This is a genomic window from Nocardia sp. NPDC051990 (genome assembly GCF_040680755.1).
Taxonomy (GTDB): domain Bacteria; phylum Actinomycetota; class Actinomycetes; order Mycobacteriales; family Mycobacteriaceae; genus Nocardia.
Map to the genome: position 1 here is coordinate 1 of NZ_JBFAXH010000020.1, position 17274 is coordinate 17274.

Annotated in this window: 15 protein-coding genes; 2 read left to right on the forward strand and 13 right to left on the reverse strand. The window is 66.3% G+C overall.

Annotation, left to right across the window (positions count from 1 at the left end; all coding sequences use genetic code 11):
- Positions 1–326: 326 nt before the first annotated feature.
- The 8 genes from hisH to AB0L63_RS27495 all read right to left on the reverse strand — a co-directional run bounded on the left by hisH (position 327) and on the right by AB0L63_RS27495 (position 9882).
- Entirely contained in the window at positions 327–962 is a 636-nt protein-coding gene (gene hisH / locus AB0L63_RS27460) for an imidazole glycerol phosphate synthase subunit HisH (RefSeq protein ID WP_364506251.1), read from the reverse strand.
- Positions 959–1573, reverse strand: coding sequence for an imidazoleglycerol-phosphate dehydratase HisB (gene hisB / locus AB0L63_RS27465; protein ID WP_364506254.1), 615 nt, complete (start codon positions 1571–1573; stop codon positions 959–961). The genes hisH and hisB overlap by 4 nt, the downstream gene beginning before the upstream one ends.
- Positions 1574–1596: 23 nt before the next feature.
- Positions 1597–2730, reverse strand: a complete 1134-nt coding sequence (locus AB0L63_RS27470; RefSeq protein WP_364506256.1) for a histidinol-phosphate transaminase — start codon at positions 2728–2730, stop codon at positions 1597–1599.
- Positions 2727–4064, reverse strand: a complete 1338-nt coding sequence (gene hisD, locus AB0L63_RS27475) for a histidinol dehydrogenase (protein WP_364506259.1) — start codon at positions 4062–4064, stop codon at positions 2727–2729. The genes AB0L63_RS27470 and hisD overlap by 4 nt, the downstream gene beginning before the upstream one ends.
- 323 nt (positions 4065–4387) lie before the next feature.
- The gene (locus AB0L63_RS27480; protein WP_364506262.1) at positions 4388–6049 is read right to left on the reverse strand and encodes a protein kinase; all 1662 of its coding nucleotides are present in this window, start codon (positions 6047–6049) and stop codon (positions 4388–4390) included.
- Positions 6050–6163: 114 nt separating this feature from the next.
- Entirely contained in the window at positions 6164–7912 is a 1749-nt protein-coding gene (locus tag AB0L63_RS27485) for a penicillin-binding transpeptidase domain-containing protein (RefSeq protein WP_364506265.1), read from the reverse strand.
- A gap of 56 nt (positions 7913–7968) precedes the next feature.
- The gene (locus tag AB0L63_RS27490; protein WP_364506268.1) at positions 7969–8826 is read right to left on the reverse strand and encodes an arylamine N-acetyltransferase; all 858 of its coding nucleotides are present in this window, start codon (positions 8824–8826) and stop codon (positions 7969–7971) included.
- 60 nt (positions 8827–8886) lie between these two features.
- Positions 8887–9882 carry a prolyl oligopeptidase family serine peptidase gene (locus tag AB0L63_RS27495; RefSeq protein WP_364506270.1) on the reverse strand — a complete coding sequence of 332 codons (996 nt, stop codon included), beginning with the start codon at positions 9880–9882 and terminating at the stop codon, positions 8887–8889.
- A 287-nt stretch (positions 9883–10169) separates the two neighbouring features.
- Between AB0L63_RS27495 and AB0L63_RS27500 the strand changes: the two genes are divergently transcribed.
- Positions 10170–11348 (forward strand): winged helix DNA-binding domain-containing protein, encoded by a 1179-nt coding sequence (locus tag AB0L63_RS27500; protein WP_364506273.1) that lies wholly within the window; start codon positions 10170–10172, stop codon positions 11346–11348.
- 10 nt (positions 11349–11358) lie between these two features.
- Here AB0L63_RS27500 and nadC read toward each other — a convergent pair whose 3' ends face one another.
- From nadC to nadA, 3 genes are read right to left on the reverse strand one after another with little or no spacing between them, the layout of a single operon-like run.
- Positions 11359–12219, reverse strand: a complete 861-nt coding sequence (gene nadC / locus AB0L63_RS27505) for a carboxylating nicotinate-nucleotide diphosphorylase (RefSeq protein WP_364506276.1) — start codon at positions 12217–12219, stop codon at positions 11359–11361.
- Between the two features lie 55 nt (positions 12220–12274).
- Positions 12275–14011, reverse strand: coding sequence for an L-aspartate oxidase (locus AB0L63_RS27510; RefSeq protein ID WP_364506279.1), 1737 nt, complete (start codon positions 14009–14011; stop codon positions 12275–12277).
- Positions 14012–14063: 52 nt separating this feature from the next.
- Entirely contained in the window at positions 14064–15107 is a 1044-nt protein-coding gene (gene nadA / locus AB0L63_RS27515) for a quinolinate synthase NadA (protein WP_364506281.1), read from the reverse strand.
- Between the two features lie 93 nt (positions 15108–15200).
- Between nadA and AB0L63_RS27520 the strand changes: the two genes are divergently transcribed.
- The gene (locus AB0L63_RS27520; protein WP_364506284.1) at positions 15201–15959 is read left to right on the forward strand and encodes an NUDIX domain-containing protein; all 759 of its coding nucleotides are present in this window, start codon (positions 15201–15203) and stop codon (positions 15957–15959) included.
- 356 nt (positions 15960–16315) lie between these two features.
- On the opposite strand, the gene AB0L63_RS27525 is transcribed toward AB0L63_RS27520, so the two are convergent.
- The gene (locus tag AB0L63_RS27525) at positions 16316–16504 is read right to left on the reverse strand and encodes a hypothetical protein (RefSeq protein WP_364506287.1); all 189 of its coding nucleotides are present in this window, start codon (positions 16502–16504) and stop codon (positions 16316–16318) included.
- A gap of 207 nt (positions 16505–16711) precedes the next feature.
- Complete coding sequence (locus AB0L63_RS27530) at positions 16712–17245, reverse strand: DUF1353 domain-containing protein (protein ID WP_364506290.1); 534 nt, start codon at positions 17243–17245, stop codon at positions 16712–16714.
- Positions 17246–17274 lie beyond the last annotated feature (29 nt).

Here is a 17274-nt window from a genome sequence, read left to right on the forward strand (position 1 = left end):
CCAACACACGGGGGTATGAGAGGCCGGAACCAAAAAACATTTGGCACTGACATTCATCGACACACTATTGAGTTCTCAAAGAACACACGCACACACATTCACTCCGGCGTAAATCCGAGGCTTCAGTGAGGCAACTTGATGAAGCTTAGCTCAGCCGAATCCCGAAACAAAATCAGAACCCGTTCGAACTAGTGTGATTGTCAGGCGCTCCTCGTCCTACCTCGTTTCCCAGGCCGTTCGGCTCCGGGTCGGTGTCCGTGTCGCTCTGACTTGGATAAAGTTACTTACCGGCGTGCATGATGTCAAATCGCCTGGCCAGCGGGTGTTTACAGCGAGTTCACCCAATTGCGGAGCAACTGTGCGCCCGCGTCACCGGACTTTTCGGGATGAAACTGCGTCGCCGACAGCGGCCCGTTCTCGACGGCCGCCAGAAATGGGACGCCGTGTTCGGCCCAGGTGAGTTTCGGCGCTGCGAAGTGTTCACTCGGTGGCAGGTCCCAGGTCTGCGCGGCATAGGAATGCACGAAATAGAAACGGGTATCGCTGGCCATTCCGGCGAACAGAACGCTGTCGGACGGAGCCGACACGGTGTTCCAACCCATGTGCGGGAGCACAGGCGCGGACAGCCGCTCGACCACACCCGGCCATTCCGCGCATCCTTCGGTTTCCACACCGAACTCCCTCCCATGCTCGAACAGGATCTGCATGCCGACGCAGACACCGAGCACCGGACGACCGCCGGCCAGCCGCTGACCGATGATGCGTTCCCCTTTCACCTCACGCAGTCCGGCCATGCACGCGGCGAAGGCACCGACGCCGGGGACGACGAGTCCATCGGCGGCCAGCGCGATACCAGCATCCGCGGTCACCTCGACATTCGCACCCGCGCGGATCAGCGCGCGATATGCGGAATGCAGGTTGCCGGAGCCGTAGTCGAGCAGAGCGACGGATTTGGTTGTCACAGTGTCCCCTTCGTCGACGGGACACCGCTCACCCGCGGATCCAGTTCGACGGCGGCGCGCAATGCCCGCGCCACCGCCTTGAATTCGGCCTCGGTAATGTGGTGCTGGTCACGGCCGTACAGCACCCGCACGTGCAGGGCGATGCGGGCGTTCAGCGCGATCGATTCGAATACGTGCCGGTTGAGCACGGTGGAATACGGTGCGCCTGGTCCGGAACCAGGAATCACCGTATGCAGCAGGTGATCAGGTTCGCCGGTGTGCACGCAGTACGGGCGGCCGGACACATCCACCGCGGCATGCGCCATCGTCTCGTCCATCGGAATGAACGCATCACCGAAGCGACGGATGCCGGACTTGTCGCCCAGTGCCTTACCCAGCGCCTGGCCGAAGACGATGGCGGTGTCCTCGACGGTGTGATGCGCCTCGATCTCGATATCCCCCTCGGCGCGCACCGTCAGATCGAAGCTGGCGTGTGCGCCGAGCGCGGTCAGCATGTGGTCGTAGAACGGGACACCAGTGGCGATATCGGTCTTGCCGGTGCCGTCCAAGTCCAGTTCGACGACGATATTCGATTCCTTGGTGACGCGCTCCACCCGCGCGGTGCGATTCATCTTTACTTCCTCCACAGGCGGATTCATCGAACGGTGAGGCCGGTTTCGACCAAGGTGCCACTGACGCGCAGGAATTCGTCGTTCTCGGCGGCGAGACCGATGGTGACGCGCAGATATCCTGTGATGCCGACATCGCGGATCAGCACGCCGCGGTCCAGATAGTGCTGCCAGGCGCGGGAGGCGTCGGTGAAACGACCGAAGAGCAGGAAGTTGGCGTCACTGGGGATCACCTCGAAACCCATGGCGCCCAATGCTTCCGCGACGCGGTCCCGCTGTACCGCCAGTTCGGCGACGCTGGCGAGGGTTTCATCGGCGTGGCGCAGGGCCGCGCGGGCGGCGGCCTGGGTGACCACCGACAGGTGATACGGCAACCGCACCAGCAGCATCGCGTCGATCACCGCGGGAGCGGCCACCAGATAACCGAGTCGGCCGCCCGCGAAGGCGAAGGCCTTGCTCATGGTGCGACTGACCACGAGTTTCGTCGGATAGCGGTCGATCAGAGCGATCGCGCTCGGCTCGGCGGAGAATTCGCCGTATGCCTCGTCGACGACCACGATTCCCGGTGCGGCGGCCAGGATCCGGGCCAGGTCGGCCTGCGGAATGCTGTGCCCGGTCGGGTTATTGGGTCTGGTCACGAAGACCACATCGGGTCGGCGCGCTGCAATGACGGTGAGTGCGTAGTCGATATCGAGGGAGAAGTCGGCATTGCGCTTGGCCTCGACCCATTCGGTATCGATGCCCTCGGAGATGATCGGGTGCATCGAGTACGACGGCACGAAACCCAGTGCGCTGCGGCCGGGTCCGCCGAAGGCCTGCAGCAGCTGCTGCAGGATTTCGTTGGAGCCGTTGGCCGCCCAGACATTCGCGGTATGCACCGCGACGCCGGTTTGGCGGGTCAGGTATTCGGCCAGGTCGGTGCGCAGCGCGACGGCGTCACGGTCCGGGTAACGGTGCAGGTCGGTGGCGGCGGCGCGAATGGATTCGGCGACGTCGTCGACGAGGGCCCGGCTGGGCGGGTGCGGGTTCTCATTGGTGTTGAGTTGCACTGGCACCGTCAATTGGGGTGCGCCGTAAGGCTTTTTACCGCGCAGATTCGCGCGCAGCGGCAAATCGTCCAGGCTGATGTCGGAGCCGGGCACGGTGATCTCGGGATTCATGGCAGTGCCTCGAATCGTGCTTGTACGGCCTGGCCGTGTGCGGGCAGGTCCTCGGCATTGGCCAGGGCCACCACATGACCGGCGACATCTTCGAGTGCGGCCCGAGTGTATTCGACAACGTGGATACCGCGCAGGAAGGTCTGCACGCTCAGGCCCGAGGAGTGGCGCGCGCAACCCGCCGTCGGTAGTACGTGATTGGAGCCCGCGCAGTAGTCGCCCAGGCTGACCGGGGCGTACGGGCCGACGAATATCGCGCCGGCACTGCGCACACGGGCCGCGACGCCCGGTGCATCAGCGGTCTGGATCTCCAGGTGTTCGGCGGCGTAGGCGTTCACCACCCGCAGGCCCTGCTCGATATCGTCGACGAGCACGGTGCCGGATTGCTTGCCGAACAAAGCCTCCCGCACCCGATGCGCGTGTTTGACCACCGTCATCTGGGCGGTGAGCGCGGCGTCCACCGCATCGGCGAGTTCGACGCTATCGGTGACCAGCACGCTGGCCGCGAGCACGTCGTGTTCAGCCTGACTGATCAGATCGGCGGCGACGTGGACCGGATCGGCGGTCGCATCAGCCAGGATCGCGATTTCGGTGGGGCCCGCCTCGGCATCGATGCCAACCAGGCCGCGGCACAGGCGCTTGGCGGCGGTCACGAAGATATTGCCGGGACCGGTGATCAGGTCGACCGGCTCGAGCTGCGCGCCATCGGTATCGATGCCGCCGTAGGACAGCAGCGCGACCGCCTGTGCACCACCGATGGCCCACACTTCCTCGACCCCGAGCAGCTTCGCGGCCGCGAGGATGGTCGGGTGCGGCAACCCGCCGAACTGCGCCTGCGGCGGTGAGGCAACCACCAGCGAATCGACACCGGCGGCCTGCGCGGGCACCACATTCATCACGACGCTCGACGGGTAGACGGCATTGCCGCCGGGCACGTAGAGCCCCACCCGCTCGACCGGCACCCACCGCTCGGTGACCGTGCCGCCGGGCACGACCTCGGTGGTGGTATCGGTGCGTCGCTGGTCGGCGTGCACTGTGCGGGTCCGTTCGATCGCGACCTCGAGTGCGGTACGGACGGCCGGATCCAGCTTCTCCAACGCGGCATCGAGTTCGGCCGCCGCGACCCGCACGCTCGCCGGAATCACGCCGTCGAACTGCTCGCTGAACTCCAGCGCCGCCGCGACCCCGCGGTCCCGGATCGCCTCGACCACCGGTCGCACCTGATGCAGCACCGAGTCCACGTCGACCCCCCCGCGCGGCAGCGCGGTGCGCAGCTCGGCAGCGGAGGGAGTACGGCCGCGCAGATCGACGCGGGCGAGCTCGATGCGGGATGTCATGAGGTCTGCGATCCTGTCTGTCCTGATCCGTGGACGCCGTGCCCGACGCCGAGCGGTCGGTATTCTCCGCTCCGCTCCAGCTACCAGCCTATCGGTCCGGTGCCACCCGTTATCCGCGGCGGGTCGCCGGATGTATAGCGGAGTACGGCCGCCCGCAGATCGTCACTTTTGATCCGATCCGCCCCTCGGCCACGGACTGCACCACTCCACCTGGCGGCGCCGACATCAATATCGCGCCCGCATCCGTCACTATCAGCGACGATCCGGCCAGCCCACCGCGTCACGATGTCCGGCTGCCCCCTGGCCGAATCCGGACGCCCGTGTTAATGGGTGTCGCTGTCAATAAGCGGAGACCCGCTGCCAGGGTTGATCAACCGAAGCGTCACCGACCTGTTCTGGCTCGCATAGGTCACGCTGGCCACATCGATGTCCACCGAACCGTCTGGGTTGGTACCGATACCGCCACCGGCCGCACCAACAGTGTTGAAGTCCGTGACTCGATTCTGCGTCCAGTAATCCTGGAAGGCTTGTTGGCTGCCGAAGACCTGCTGGGCAGCAGGGGTCAACTGTTTCCATGCATCGGCGAGCCTGAGACGGGAAAGGTTGTTGTAGAAGTCCACTACTTGATCAATGGATTTCCGTACGTCGGCCTGGCCGACGCTCTTCGTCCGGCCCACCGGGCCCGCGGCAGCCGTGGAACTGGTAGTACCGGGCGACGCGGACGATACAGGCGGACTCGCTTGCACCGACGGCGTATTGCCGCCCGACTGATTCAGCACACCGATCAGGATGGCCACGACGGCCACCACCGCTCCGACGGTCGCGCCGACCAGTACGGCCTTGCGCTTACCACCGGACTTGCGCGGCGCCGGACGGGGCTGGGTGGCTGTCTGCGGATGTGCGGCGGTTCTGGGATGCGATGCGGTCCTCGGATGCGACGCACCACCGGAGTTATCGGGGCGGGCGGAATTTCGCGGCGGCGGCGCTGGACGTGGCTGCCGCGCGGTCGGCTGATGTTCCGGCGTCGGATTCGCGGGTGGGCGCAGCGCACGGGTCGCGGATTCGCCGTGGCGGCCGAAAGCCTCACTGGCGGGCACGAATCCGGCGGGCACCGGTCCGGAATCGGAGAGTGCGGAAAGATGTTCGCGAGCCGCACGCATGGTCGGCCGGTCCGCGGGGTCCGGGCTCAGCAGATCCAGCAGGAAGTCGGTCGCGGGGCCCGCATGCCGCGGTTCGCTCACCTGGCCGTTCGCCGCGGCGTAGAGCACGGCGAGCGGATTGGCGCTGGCACCGTATGGCGGTTCCCCCTCGAGTGCGTGGAAAAGCGTTGCGCCCAGGGCGAATACGTCGGCGGCGGGCGTCGGGTCGGCGCCGCGCGCGACCTCCGGTGCGAGATAGGCCGCGGTCCCGCAGATCAGACCCGTCTCGGTGAGGGTGACATCACCGGTGGCGCGGGAGATGCCGAAGTCGGTGATCTTCACGGTGCCGGTGTCGTCGAGCAGGATATTGCCCGGTTTGACATCGCGGTGCACGATTCCGGCGTGATGCGCGGCGATGAGCGCCGAGGCGACCTGTTCGCCGATCCGCGCGACCTGGGTCAGCGGCAGCATGCCCTGCGCGGAGATCACGCCCGCCAGACTCTTCGACTTCATATATTCCATCACCAGGCACGGATCGCCGTTGTGCTCGGTGATATCGAAGACCACAATCGCATTCGGATGCTGGAAGCGCGCCGCATTGCGGGCCTCGCGGATCGCCCGCTGACGCACTACATCGCGCTCGGCTTCGGGCAGGCTCGGCTTGATATGGATCTGCTTCACCGCGACCGAGCGCTGCAGGCGTTCGTCGACGGCACGCCAAACCACACCTGTGCCGCCGCTACCAATCCGCTCGACCAGGCGGTAGTGCTCCGCGATCAATTGACCGGTATCGATGGCGCCTACTCCGAACCTTCTCGAAATCGTGACATCACGCGTATTGACCATCAACGCGTTCCGCCGACGAGTGTAGCGGGGGGCAATCCTCGGCACACGGCTGCGGGGGTATATTCGCCGCCCACACCGCGCCGAATGCTCATGCCGTGCGGATTCAGGTGTCGCTCAATGCCCCGAACGCAGCATACGACCCGCGGCCTGCACGGCCGGACCCGAACTGTTCGCATCGCTGACGAAGACGGCGAAGGCCAGGTCACCATCGATGCCGACGAACCAGCCGTGCGCGTGCTTGTCATCTATGTACTCGGCGGTGCCCGTCTTGCCGATAAGGCCCGAAATGTCGCGCAGCGCGGTGGCGGTGCCGCCGGTAATGGTTTCGCGCATCATGGTTTTCAGCTGCTCATCGGTGGTCGGTGGGAGCGGCGCCGGGGTGCGGTCGGCGACACCGGGCTGTCCGTTGACGACCATCGGCAGCGGCAGCGATCCGCGTGCGATGGATGCGGCGACCAGCGCCATCCCGAACGGTGAGGCCGTCACCTTGCCCTGGCCGATACCGGACTCCACCCGCAGCGTCGGAGTGTCCACGGTCGGCACCTTGCCGGTGACGGTGGTCAGACCGGGTGTGATGAAGTCGATGCCAAGGCCGAGTTGCGCTGCGGCATCGGTCAGTCCGTTCGGTGCGAGATTCGCCGCGAGTTGGCCCATGGTGGTGTTGCACGACTGGGCGAAGGCGGTGTGCAGCGCGACATTGCCGAGGTCGAAGTTGTTATCGTTGGGGATGCTGCGGCCCTCGATATTAGCGGTGGCCGGGCACGGCAGCACGGTATCGGGCGTCACCGCGCCGGATTGCAGTGCGGCGGAGACCGTGACGGTCTTGAAGGTCGAACCGGGTGGATACAGGCCGGTGAGCGCGATCGGTCCCTGGGCGTCGGCGGCCGCGTTCTGCGCGACGGCGAGCACCTTCCCGGTGGAGGGTTGCAGTGCGACGATAGCGGCGGGCTGGGTGATCGGCGTCAATGCGCTCTCCGCGTAGCGCAGCAGATCTGTGTCGAGAGTGGTCACGATATCCGCAGTGGGTTTCGGATCCTGACCGGCGACGCGTTCGGTGCCGTCGGCGGTCTGCGCCCGCACCGCCCAGCCCGCCGCCGCGTCGGCGGAGCTCTGCCACAGGTCGGCCAGGCCGGACAGCACGGGTGACGCCAGGGATTTATCGGTGGCGAGCAGGCGGGTCTGCGGCGCGAGAGTGACACCCGCAACCGCGGCCAACGCCGTCTGGATCGGGGCGATATCGGTGTCGCGCAGGGTGACCGCGGTGATCGGCTTGCCTTGTGCCGCAGCCAGGTCCGATTGCAATGACTGTGCGGTGATATCCGCGGCGACCGGGGCGAGCAGAGCTGCGAGCGCGGCGGTGTCGGCACCGGGGGCAACGTTCACCAGGGTGACGACCTGCTCGGTCATCAACTCACCGCCCGATGCGTCCAGCACGCGCGCCGGCTTCGGATAGGTGTTCGCGTAGCTCAGCGGGCCGAGCGCGAGACCGGGTGCGATGGCATTGGGATCCCATTTGATCTTCCAGCGGTCGCCGGATTCGCTGGCGGAACCGGTGGTGGTGTAGCTCCACTCGTTCTTGCCGTCCTTGCCGAACTTCCAGGTGGCGGCGAGGGTGAAAGAGTTCTTATCCACATTGCGGACCTCGAATTTCACATCCTTGCCGAGCCCGTCGTAGAGCTTGCCCAGTGCATCCGACGCCTTGATCGGATCGTCGGTGAGTGCGGCGGCCGCGGCGATATCGTCCCGGCTGAGCGCAGCGGCGAACTGCCCGGCGACGGTGTCGGGCTGGTCCGGCCCTGAGCTGCACCCCAGGGCCACGGCGGAGGCTGCGAACAGAACGAGAAGATTCCGGTATGAACGCACCTGGCCGACTCTAATGGCCGATAGTGATCAGCCCGGGGAGCCCACACGGAGCTGTTTCAGGCGAGCAAGGGACCTTGGGCGAGGGCGATGGCGTCGGGCTCGGAGAGCTCGATATCGAAGACCTCGGCGAGGATTTTCGGAAGTTCGGCGGGTTCGAGTTCGCGGGTTTCGCTGGAGCCGTTCGGATATTCGGTGATGAGGGTGAGGCCGTCCAGGACATGATGGACGTCCGGGAGGAAGCGCTGTACGAACGGCCGGGTGGTGAACGGCGACCGCGGCGCGGTGGACACGAAGTGGTTGCCGACCACGAAATCGATGCGGTACTGCGGGTTCAGCGTAAAGGTGTAGCGGTCGATCCAGCCGTCGCGGCCGAATTGGTGCAGCACCCACCGGTCGCTGTCGAGTTCACCGGTGCCGCGCTCGAGCCGGAAGCGCCAGTCGCCGAGCGCGAATTCGCCGCCCTCGACCAGTTCATAGGGCGCGAGCGGTCCGGAGCCGAAACCGACATCGCAGATCCAGACGCGATCGTCATCGCTGGTGGTGACGCGCAGCAGGGCGTGGGTGGCCGGGCGCAGACCGTCGGATACCCCCATGGTGACCCGGCCGCTGAGTCCGGTCACTCCGAAGCCGAGCCGTTCCAGCGCGGCGGCGAACAGGCCGACGTTCTCGTAGCAATAGCCGCCGCGCTGGTGCCGGATCATCTTGTCCTGCAACGATTCCAGATCAAGCGGCACCGGGCGGCCGAGAATGGACTCCAGATTCTCGAACGGGATCGTGGTGGTGTGTGCATAGACGAGCGCGCGCAGGGTGGCCGTCGTCGGGGTGCGGTCGCCGCGGTAGCCGATGCGAGCCAGGTACGCGTCGAGGTCCAATTCCGCGCCGTTCCAGTGGTACGCGGGATCATTCGGCTTCATGGCACCTCTCCTAGTGTCCGGTTCTGCTCGAATGAACCACACCGCATCGACAGGTGTTCCCTAGGCCGCGCATTTGGCGTTCGGCGGGGCCGGTGGGGCGGTCACGATGCCGCGGGCGACGTCGACCAGATAGTCGCGGTCGGGTCCGTCGACGGGTTCCGTGCCGAGCAACAGGCGCTCGACCACGCAGCCGCCCTCGAAGTACGCGGGACCGATGCGGTGATCGCCGGGGACCACGGCGCCGTACAGGTCGCGGCCGGTGACGATCGTGTACATCGAGGTGGGCTTACCCGCGGCGAGCAGTCCGGCCCGCATTTCCAAGGTCGCCGGGTACGGCACCACATCGTCGGCGGTGCCGTGGATGAGAAAGGCGCGTTTGATGCTCATCCGGGCGGCAAGCAGAGCGGGTGAACGTTGGGCATACGCCTGCGGACAGACCGTTGGGACGCAATCGCCCGCATCGCGTTCGATCTGAGCGGGCAGTGCTGGATCGATGCCCGCCGCGGCAACCCACATGCTGAAATCATCGGCGGGACCGTAATTGTCGACCCAGTAGTCGAAAAGCCCGTGCGGAGCGTACGCTGCCGCGAGTCCGCTCATGGTGCCGCCCTGACTCCAGCCCCACAGCACGGTGCGGCCGATGGTCGGATGCTCGTTGTGGTACCACTGGGTGGCGGTGACGATATCGCGCCAGCCCGCCCACAGATTCCAGTCACCGGTGCGCCAGACGCTGGTCGCGCTGCGGGCGTCCACGGACAGGATCGGGGTCGCGGTGCGGCGGGCGATCGAGGTCAGATATTCGGCGAAATCGGCGGAGCTGCCGTTGTGGCCGTGGACCGCGACGACCAGGTCGCGCGGCGTCAGATCGCCCGGCGCACAGCGATCCGGTTCGTATACCCGGCCGGTGGCGTCCTCGCCGTCCACCGTCAGGGTCACCAGCCGCACGTCCACTTCGACCGCGCATTCCGGCACGGCCGAAACGGGCGATGCGACAAGGCTTGTCGTCGACACCGCGACGAACAGCGCACAGCCGAGCGTCAGCAGGAGGTGCCTCATCCTGGAATGATGACATGTGGCTATCGCTGTCCGGGCGCGGTGACGGGCGAGTCGCGACGAATACCGCGCCGCGCATCGCGGCCGCCCCCACATGTCCGCCGGCAAACCGATTGTGCCACCGAGCAAACCGGCGATTTGCCAACATCGCATCCGTACACGCGAGCGATTTCTGCTACGCAATGCGGATGGGAATTTCCATCAGGACGAGATCGCGGCGGCGCGGGAGGCGTGTCAGGCGTTGCTGGTGGATCCGCAGCAGGTCGACATCCAACCGCTAGTATTCGCATATGCGTTCGATTGATACGGCAGAGCGGCGGGCCCGGCTTGCGCGACGACATCGGCTCACGTCGGCGTGCCGCACCGATGATGTTGCCGATATCGTCCGCTCCCTCGTCGTACTGCATGCGACCGATCCCGCGACGGTGTATCTGTCGGTGGGCGCGCGCAGTCGCACCGCCGAGTCCGCACATGTCGAGCAGGCCCTGTACGACGATCGGACGCTGCTGCGCCTGCTCGCGATGCGGCGCACCATGTTCGTCGCACCGGTCGAATTGCTGCCGGTATTGCAGGCGTCGTGCGCGGATGCGTTGGCGGAGAAGCAACGTCGCACCTACAGCAGATTCATCGAGCAGGCCGGTGTCATCGACGGGGATGTGCGCGCATGGCTCGCCGATGTCGAAGACGAAACGCACAAGGCGCTTTTGGCGCGCGGGGCGGCGACCGGCGCGCAGCTGAGCAACGACGTGCCCCGGCTGCGCACGCAGGTAAATCCCGCTCCGGACAAGGCATATTCGCGCCCCAACAGCATTACCACCTGGGTGCTCCTGATCCTCGGTATCGAGGGGCGCATTGTGCGCGGTCGGCCGAACGGCAGTTGGACGAGCAGCCAATACACCTGGGCGCCGACGGAAACCTGGCTGCCGCAAGGTGTTTCGACCATGTCCGCCGATGCGGCCCGCGCCGAACTCGTCCGACAGTGGCTCTACGCCTTCGGCCCCGCCCCGATCACCGATATCAAATGGTGGACCGGCTGGACCCTCACCGAAGTCCGCAAGGCGCTCGCCCAACTCGACGTGGTGGAGGTCGATCTCGACGGCACCACCGGCCTGCTGCTCGCCGACGACCAGGACCCAACCCCCGAGCCCGAACCCTGGACCGCGCTACTCCCCGCCCTCGACCCCACCCCCATGGGCTGGCAGTCCCGCGACTGGTACCTCGGCCCGCACGCACCGATGCTGTTCGACCGCAACGGCAACGTCGGCCCCACTATCTGGTGGAACGGCCGCATAGTCGGCGGCTGGGCCCAACGCAAGGACGGCGAAATCGTCTATCGCCTCCTGCAAGATATCGGTGCCGAGGCCAAATCGCTCATCGAAGCCGAAGCCGACCGCACCGCCACCTGGTACGGCGGAGTTCGCGCCATCCCACGCTTCCGGACTCCGTTGGAACGGGAACTCACCGCCTGACAGGTCGCTGCTACATGTCCAGGCCGAGGTCGAGGACACGGACGGAGTGGGTCAGGGCGCCGATGGCCAGGTAATCGACGCCGGTGCGGGCGTAGTCGGCGGCGTCGGCGAGGGTCAGGCCGCCGGAGGATTCGAGTTCGGTGGTGGGGGCCTGAGCATCGCGGCGTTGGACGGCGGCCTGGGTCTGCCACAGGGGGAAGTTGTCGAGCAGGACCAGTTCGACGTTTTCGGACAGGACGGCGTCGAGTTGTTCGAGGCTGTCCACTTCGACCTCACAGGCGATATCGGGGGCCAGCTCGCGGACGGCACGCAGGGCCGCGACCACCGAACCGGCGGCCACCACGTGGTTGTCCTTGATGAGGGCGGCATCGCCGAGACCCATACGGTGATTGACGCCACCACCGACGCGGACCGCGTACTTCTGCAGGGCACGCAGGCCGGGCAGGGTTTTACGGCTGTCGCGAATGCGGCAGTTGGTGCCGGCGACCGCATCGACCCACGCGGCAGTCGCGGTCGCGATGCCGGAGAGGTGACAGACCAGATTGAGCATGGTGCGTTCGGCGGTGAGCAGGCCGCGGGTCGGCGCGACCAGCTCGAGCACGGACCGGCCCGGCTCGACCCGGGTGCCGTCGGCGACCCGATCGGTGATTTCGTAATTGCCCGCACCGATCACCTCGTCGAGCACGAGCAGGCCGACATCGAGCCCGGCCACCGTGCCCGGCTGGCGCGACACCACTGATGCCTTCACCGCCGCATCGGCGGGAACCGTTGCCGCCGTGGTGATATCCGGGCCGTAGCGCAGATCCTCGTCCAGCGCGGTGCGAATCAGGGTCAGCACCTCGTCACGATCCAGGCCGGTATCCAGTCCCATCAGTGCACTCCTTGTCTTACTACCCGCAGCGTGCGCGGAAATTCCCTGTTCTCGATCATGAGGCGTTGGGGATGTCGTTCTGAGTCCAGGTGGTGAGGTCGAGACCGTCCGGGGCTGGGACGGGGTGACCTTCTGGGCCCAGACGTACCGTGCGACTGCGGCATTGGTGGTCGTCGGGGGCCGGGTGGTCGGAACGGGTGTGGGAGCCGCGGCTTTCGGTGCGCGCTGCCGCGGCGAGCAGCAGCACTTGGGCGGTGAGGGTGAGGGCGGCGTCCTCGAATTCGGTGATGCGTTGTGCCGCGGCCGCGGCGTTGAGGTCTGCGGTGTCGTTACCGCTCGGTGCGCCGTTCCGCGCCGAAATGTCGCTCACTACCGAAAGTTCGTTCGCGAATCGCTGGCTGGCACTGGTCAACTCGGCACGCAAGCGACTTGCCGTACAGTGCGACACCCCATCCCGTAACCGCACGGCCGCCTCCGCCAGCCCGGCGGCATCGCGGACCACGGAGGCATGCGATGTCATCGACTGCTGGACCAACGCTCGGGCCGCGCGCGGAATGGTATGGAAGGACATGTCCGTCACGTGCGCTTCCTCGCCGAGACGTTCGGCGGCGGCGGCCACTCCGGCTCGCTCACCGACCACCAGCCCCTCGAGCAGACTGTTGGAGGCCAGCCGGTTGGCACCGTGCAGTCCGGTGCGCGCCACCTCACCCGCGGCGTACAGACCGGGAACCGCGGTCCGGCCGTGGGTGTCGGTCACGACCCCGCCACATTGATAGTGCGCCGCGGGGGCGACCGGAATGAGATCGGTATGCGGATCGATCCCGGCGGCCAGGCAGGATGCGGTGATCGTCGGAAAACGTTGCGGGAACTGGTCGATCGCTCGGGCATCGAGGTAAACATGGTCGGTGCCGAGTGCGCGCATCCGTGCGGCGATCGCACGCGACACCACATCGCGCGGTGCCAGATCACCACGCGGGTGCACACCCGCGGTCACCGAATTTCCTTCGGAATCAACCAATGTCGCGCCTTCGCCGCGGACCGCTTCGCTGATCAACGGCCGCCTGCCCAGTCCACCGGGGGTGTAGAGCACCGTCGGATGAAATTGCACGAATTCGAGGTCGGCCACCGTCGCACCGGCCCACAGCGCGAGCGCGATGCCGTCGGCGGTGGCACCCGGCGGATTCGTGCTCAGCGCGTACAGCTGACCGAGCCCGCCGGTGGCCAGCAGCACTGCCGGCGCGTGCACGACCCCGAATCCGTTCTCGGACACCGCGATCACGCCCTGCACGCCGGTCCGCCCGGTGACGACTTCCAATGCCGCGGCACCGAACAGGACCGGCAATCCGGCCGCATTCAGCGCACGCTGCACCTCGGCGCCGGTGGCGTCACCGCCGGCATGGATGATCCGTCGCGTGCTGTGCCCGCCCTCGCGCGTACGCGAAATCTGGCCGTCCCGTGCGAGATCGAAGACCGCGCCCAAGTCGGTCAGTGCGGCGACCGCGGCCTGACCGCCTTCGACAATCGACCGCACCGCCGCCTCGTCACACAGTCCGGCACCGGCCTCGACTGTGTCGCGCACATGTGATTCCACCGAATCCTCGTGCGGCGCAACGACTGCGATGCCGCCCTGGGCGTACTGGGTCGCGGTATCGGTGGGGCCGCCCTTACTGAGGATGAGCACCCGCAGACCGCGCAGCGATGCCGTCCGTGCCGCGGTCAACCCGGCGACACCGCCGCCGATAACGACCAGATCGGCGGCGGCTTCCCAGTCGATCCGCGGCGCTGCGGTCATTCCGCACCGCCACTCCGGACGAGCGCGCACGTCGCGCTCCGATCGCAGCGGTTCATTCGCCACCGCCCGGGTTGCCGATTTCGATCATGCGCTGCACCGAATTGCGAGCCAACGCGGCGGTTTCCAGGTCGACGTGCACCTCGTCGGTGTTCTCCACGAGCGAGCGGAGCAGTGCCGCCGGGGTGATCATCTTCATGTACTTGCAGGACGCACGATCGTTCACGGCCTGGAAGTCGATGCCGGGGGCGGCCTTGCGCAGCTGGTGCAGCATGCCGACCTCGGTGGCGACCAGGACCTGATTCGACTTCGCGGCCTTGGCGGCGTCGATCATCCCGCCGGTCGACAGAATGTGCACCCGGTCGGCCGGGAACGAGCCCTCGCCCGCGAGGTACAAGGCCGAAGTAGCGCAGCCGCATTCGGGGTGCACGAACAGTTCGGCATCCGGGTGGGTGCGGGCCTGCTCGGTCAGTTCGTCACCGTTGATCCCCGCGTGTACGTGGCATTCGCCCGCCCAGATGTGCATGTTCTCGCGGCCGGTGACCCGCTTGACGTGCGCGCCGAGGAACTGATCCGGCAGAAACAGCACCTCGCGGTCCGGATCGATGGAGGCAACCACATCGACGGCATTCGATGAGGTGCAGCAGATATCGGTGAGCGCCTTCACCGCGGCGGTGGTGTTCACGTAGGAGACGACCACCGCATTCGGGAATTCGGCCTTCCAGGCTCGCAATTCGTCGGCGGTGATGGAATCGGCCAGGGAGCAGCCCGCCCGCTGGTCCGGAATGAGCACGGTCTTCTCGGGGCTCAGGATCTTGGCCGTCTCGGCCATGAAGTGCACACCACAGAAGACGATGGTGTCCTCGGGCGCCTCGGCCGCGATGCGGGACAGCGCCAGCGAGTCGCCGACGTGGTCGGCCACGTCTTGGATCGCGGGCAACTGGTAGTTGTGCGCGAGAATCGTCGCGTTGCGCTCCCTGGCGAGGCGCTTGACCTCGGCCGCCCACTCCGGTGTGGCCTCGACACCGGCGAATCCGGTCGGACCATCGAATACCTGCCCCATCAGCGGGGGCGCCAGCTTCACACCCGTCGTCGCCATGGATGGCTCCTCTCCTCGTACGCTCGGCCCTTGTGCCTATTCGCATGCCAGCCGATTCGCACCAAACCAGGTTTTCGACTTATAATCGAAAACGTGCCCCATAGTAACACCATCCACGAAACGCTTACCGCGGTGTTCCAGGTTCGGCGCTTCCCCACCGAAATCGCCGCAGGTAGCAGCCCTGCGCGCAGGACAGATGAGCTGATTCGACCATGTCCGCCCGGTCAGCGGAGTGAACTCGCGGTGCTGCTGTGGGAGCGCGCACTCGACCCACAGAAGGGCACCTGGTCGCTACCCGGCGGACGACTGCGCGACGACGAGGACCTCAATGTCTCGGCCCGCCGCCAGCTCGCCGAGAAGGTCGATGTGCGCGAGTTGGCGCATCTGGAGCAGCTGTCGGTATTCAGCAATCCGGACCGGGTGCCCGCACCGCGCCGGATCGCCTCGGCCTATCTGGGGCTGGTGCCGCTGACCGCGGACCCGCAACTGCCCTCGGACACCTCATGGCATCCGGTCTCCCAGCTGCCGCGCATGTCGTTCGATCACGGCACGGTCGTCGAACACGCGCGCACCCGGCTCGCCGCGAAGCTGTCCTACACCAATATCGCCTTCGCACTGGCGTCGGAGCGGTTCACCATGTCCACGCTGCGCGAAATTTATTGCGCCGCACTGGGGTACGAAGTCGATACAACGAATCTCCAGCGAGTTCTTACGCGCCGCAAGGTGATCACGCCGACCGGTGCGACCGCATCCCCCGGCCGGACGGGTGGACGCCCCGCGGCGGTCTATCGGTTCACCGACTCCGAGCTCCGGGTCACCGACGAATTCGCCGCGCTGCGCCCACCGACCTGACCGCCCTGCGATCGCCTGGGCACGATCGCCCTTGGTTCGAAATGGACTGTGCCGTGGCCACTGTCATAGGGGGCCACAGCCCGGTGCGATCGATCCCTACCGTCTGACGAGTTATCCGGACCGGAAGGAGCCGGCGGTTCGGTGTTCCGGATCGGATACGAGTCGGTGAAAGCCCTGTGGCAGAACACCTCCCGGCCTCGCCAACGAGGTCCGCGCGCATCCGGTTGCTCATCGGATGCCGCCACCACCGAGCACATTGTCGGAATTGGACTCGAGCACCCCGAACAACAAAGACCCCGCCTTCACATGCCTTCGCACACGAAAACGGGGTCAATTACGAACCACTGGAAGCAACCTCAATCCCGCTCCCGCCCCTTATGTTTCACCTTCCGCCGATACCGCCGCGCACTGGGAATCGGCTGCGCGGCATTGGACCGCCGCAATGCATCCCGCCGCCGCCACGCCACCAGATCAGCCCGTTCCCACGCCCCGGCCTCCGGAACCAGCACCCACTGCCCATGCCTGATCAACATATCCTCGCTCATCACCACCTCCTTCCAGTCCTCGGCTCAACGTGCGCAACAACGGTATCGACGAGGCGCCACATGCGGCCAGCGATTTTCCGCGAGTAATGAACGCCCACAGGCCGGGAACGCGAGCCGAGACTTCGTCGATCAGGGCAACAACCATGCGGCTGGAACAGCTGAAAGGAGTTCCGGACCGGAATATTCGACCTGCTCGGGCGGCCGTGTTCAAGCCGTTTTCAGCCGCGGCTGGGGCGGTGGCGCGCCGGTTCGGCGGCCGAGCCGCGCGAACACCCAGAACACCAACTCCACCAACCAGAACAAGAGCAGGAATACCGTCACCACGGTCACCGGGATCGTGAGGAATACCGACGATGGGATGGCGATGAGTACGACCAGTGCGATATCGCCGAGATTCGCGCCACGAAGGCGACTGTCCAAACGCACTGCGGCCCACATCATGTAGCGGCGCGGTACCGAGACCCGGAACTCCCGCAGACAGCGCCGGAAGATGCCGTCGGCGTCGGCCGTACTCACCACATTCGAGCTGCGCAGGTAGTCGTGCAGGATGGCGGCACGGGTGTAGACGCCGTATCGCGGCACCAGCCAGACCAGAGCCCTTGGCACCGATGCGAAGTCGGTGCGGAAGCCCGCGGGGATGACGAATTCTTCTGTCGCACCGTGATAGACGAGCGGCTCGACGACCCGCCAGAATTGCGCATCGAGTTCCTCGACCACCGGTCCGCTACCGACGAACGCCATGATCCGTTCCTCTCTGAACGCACAGCGTG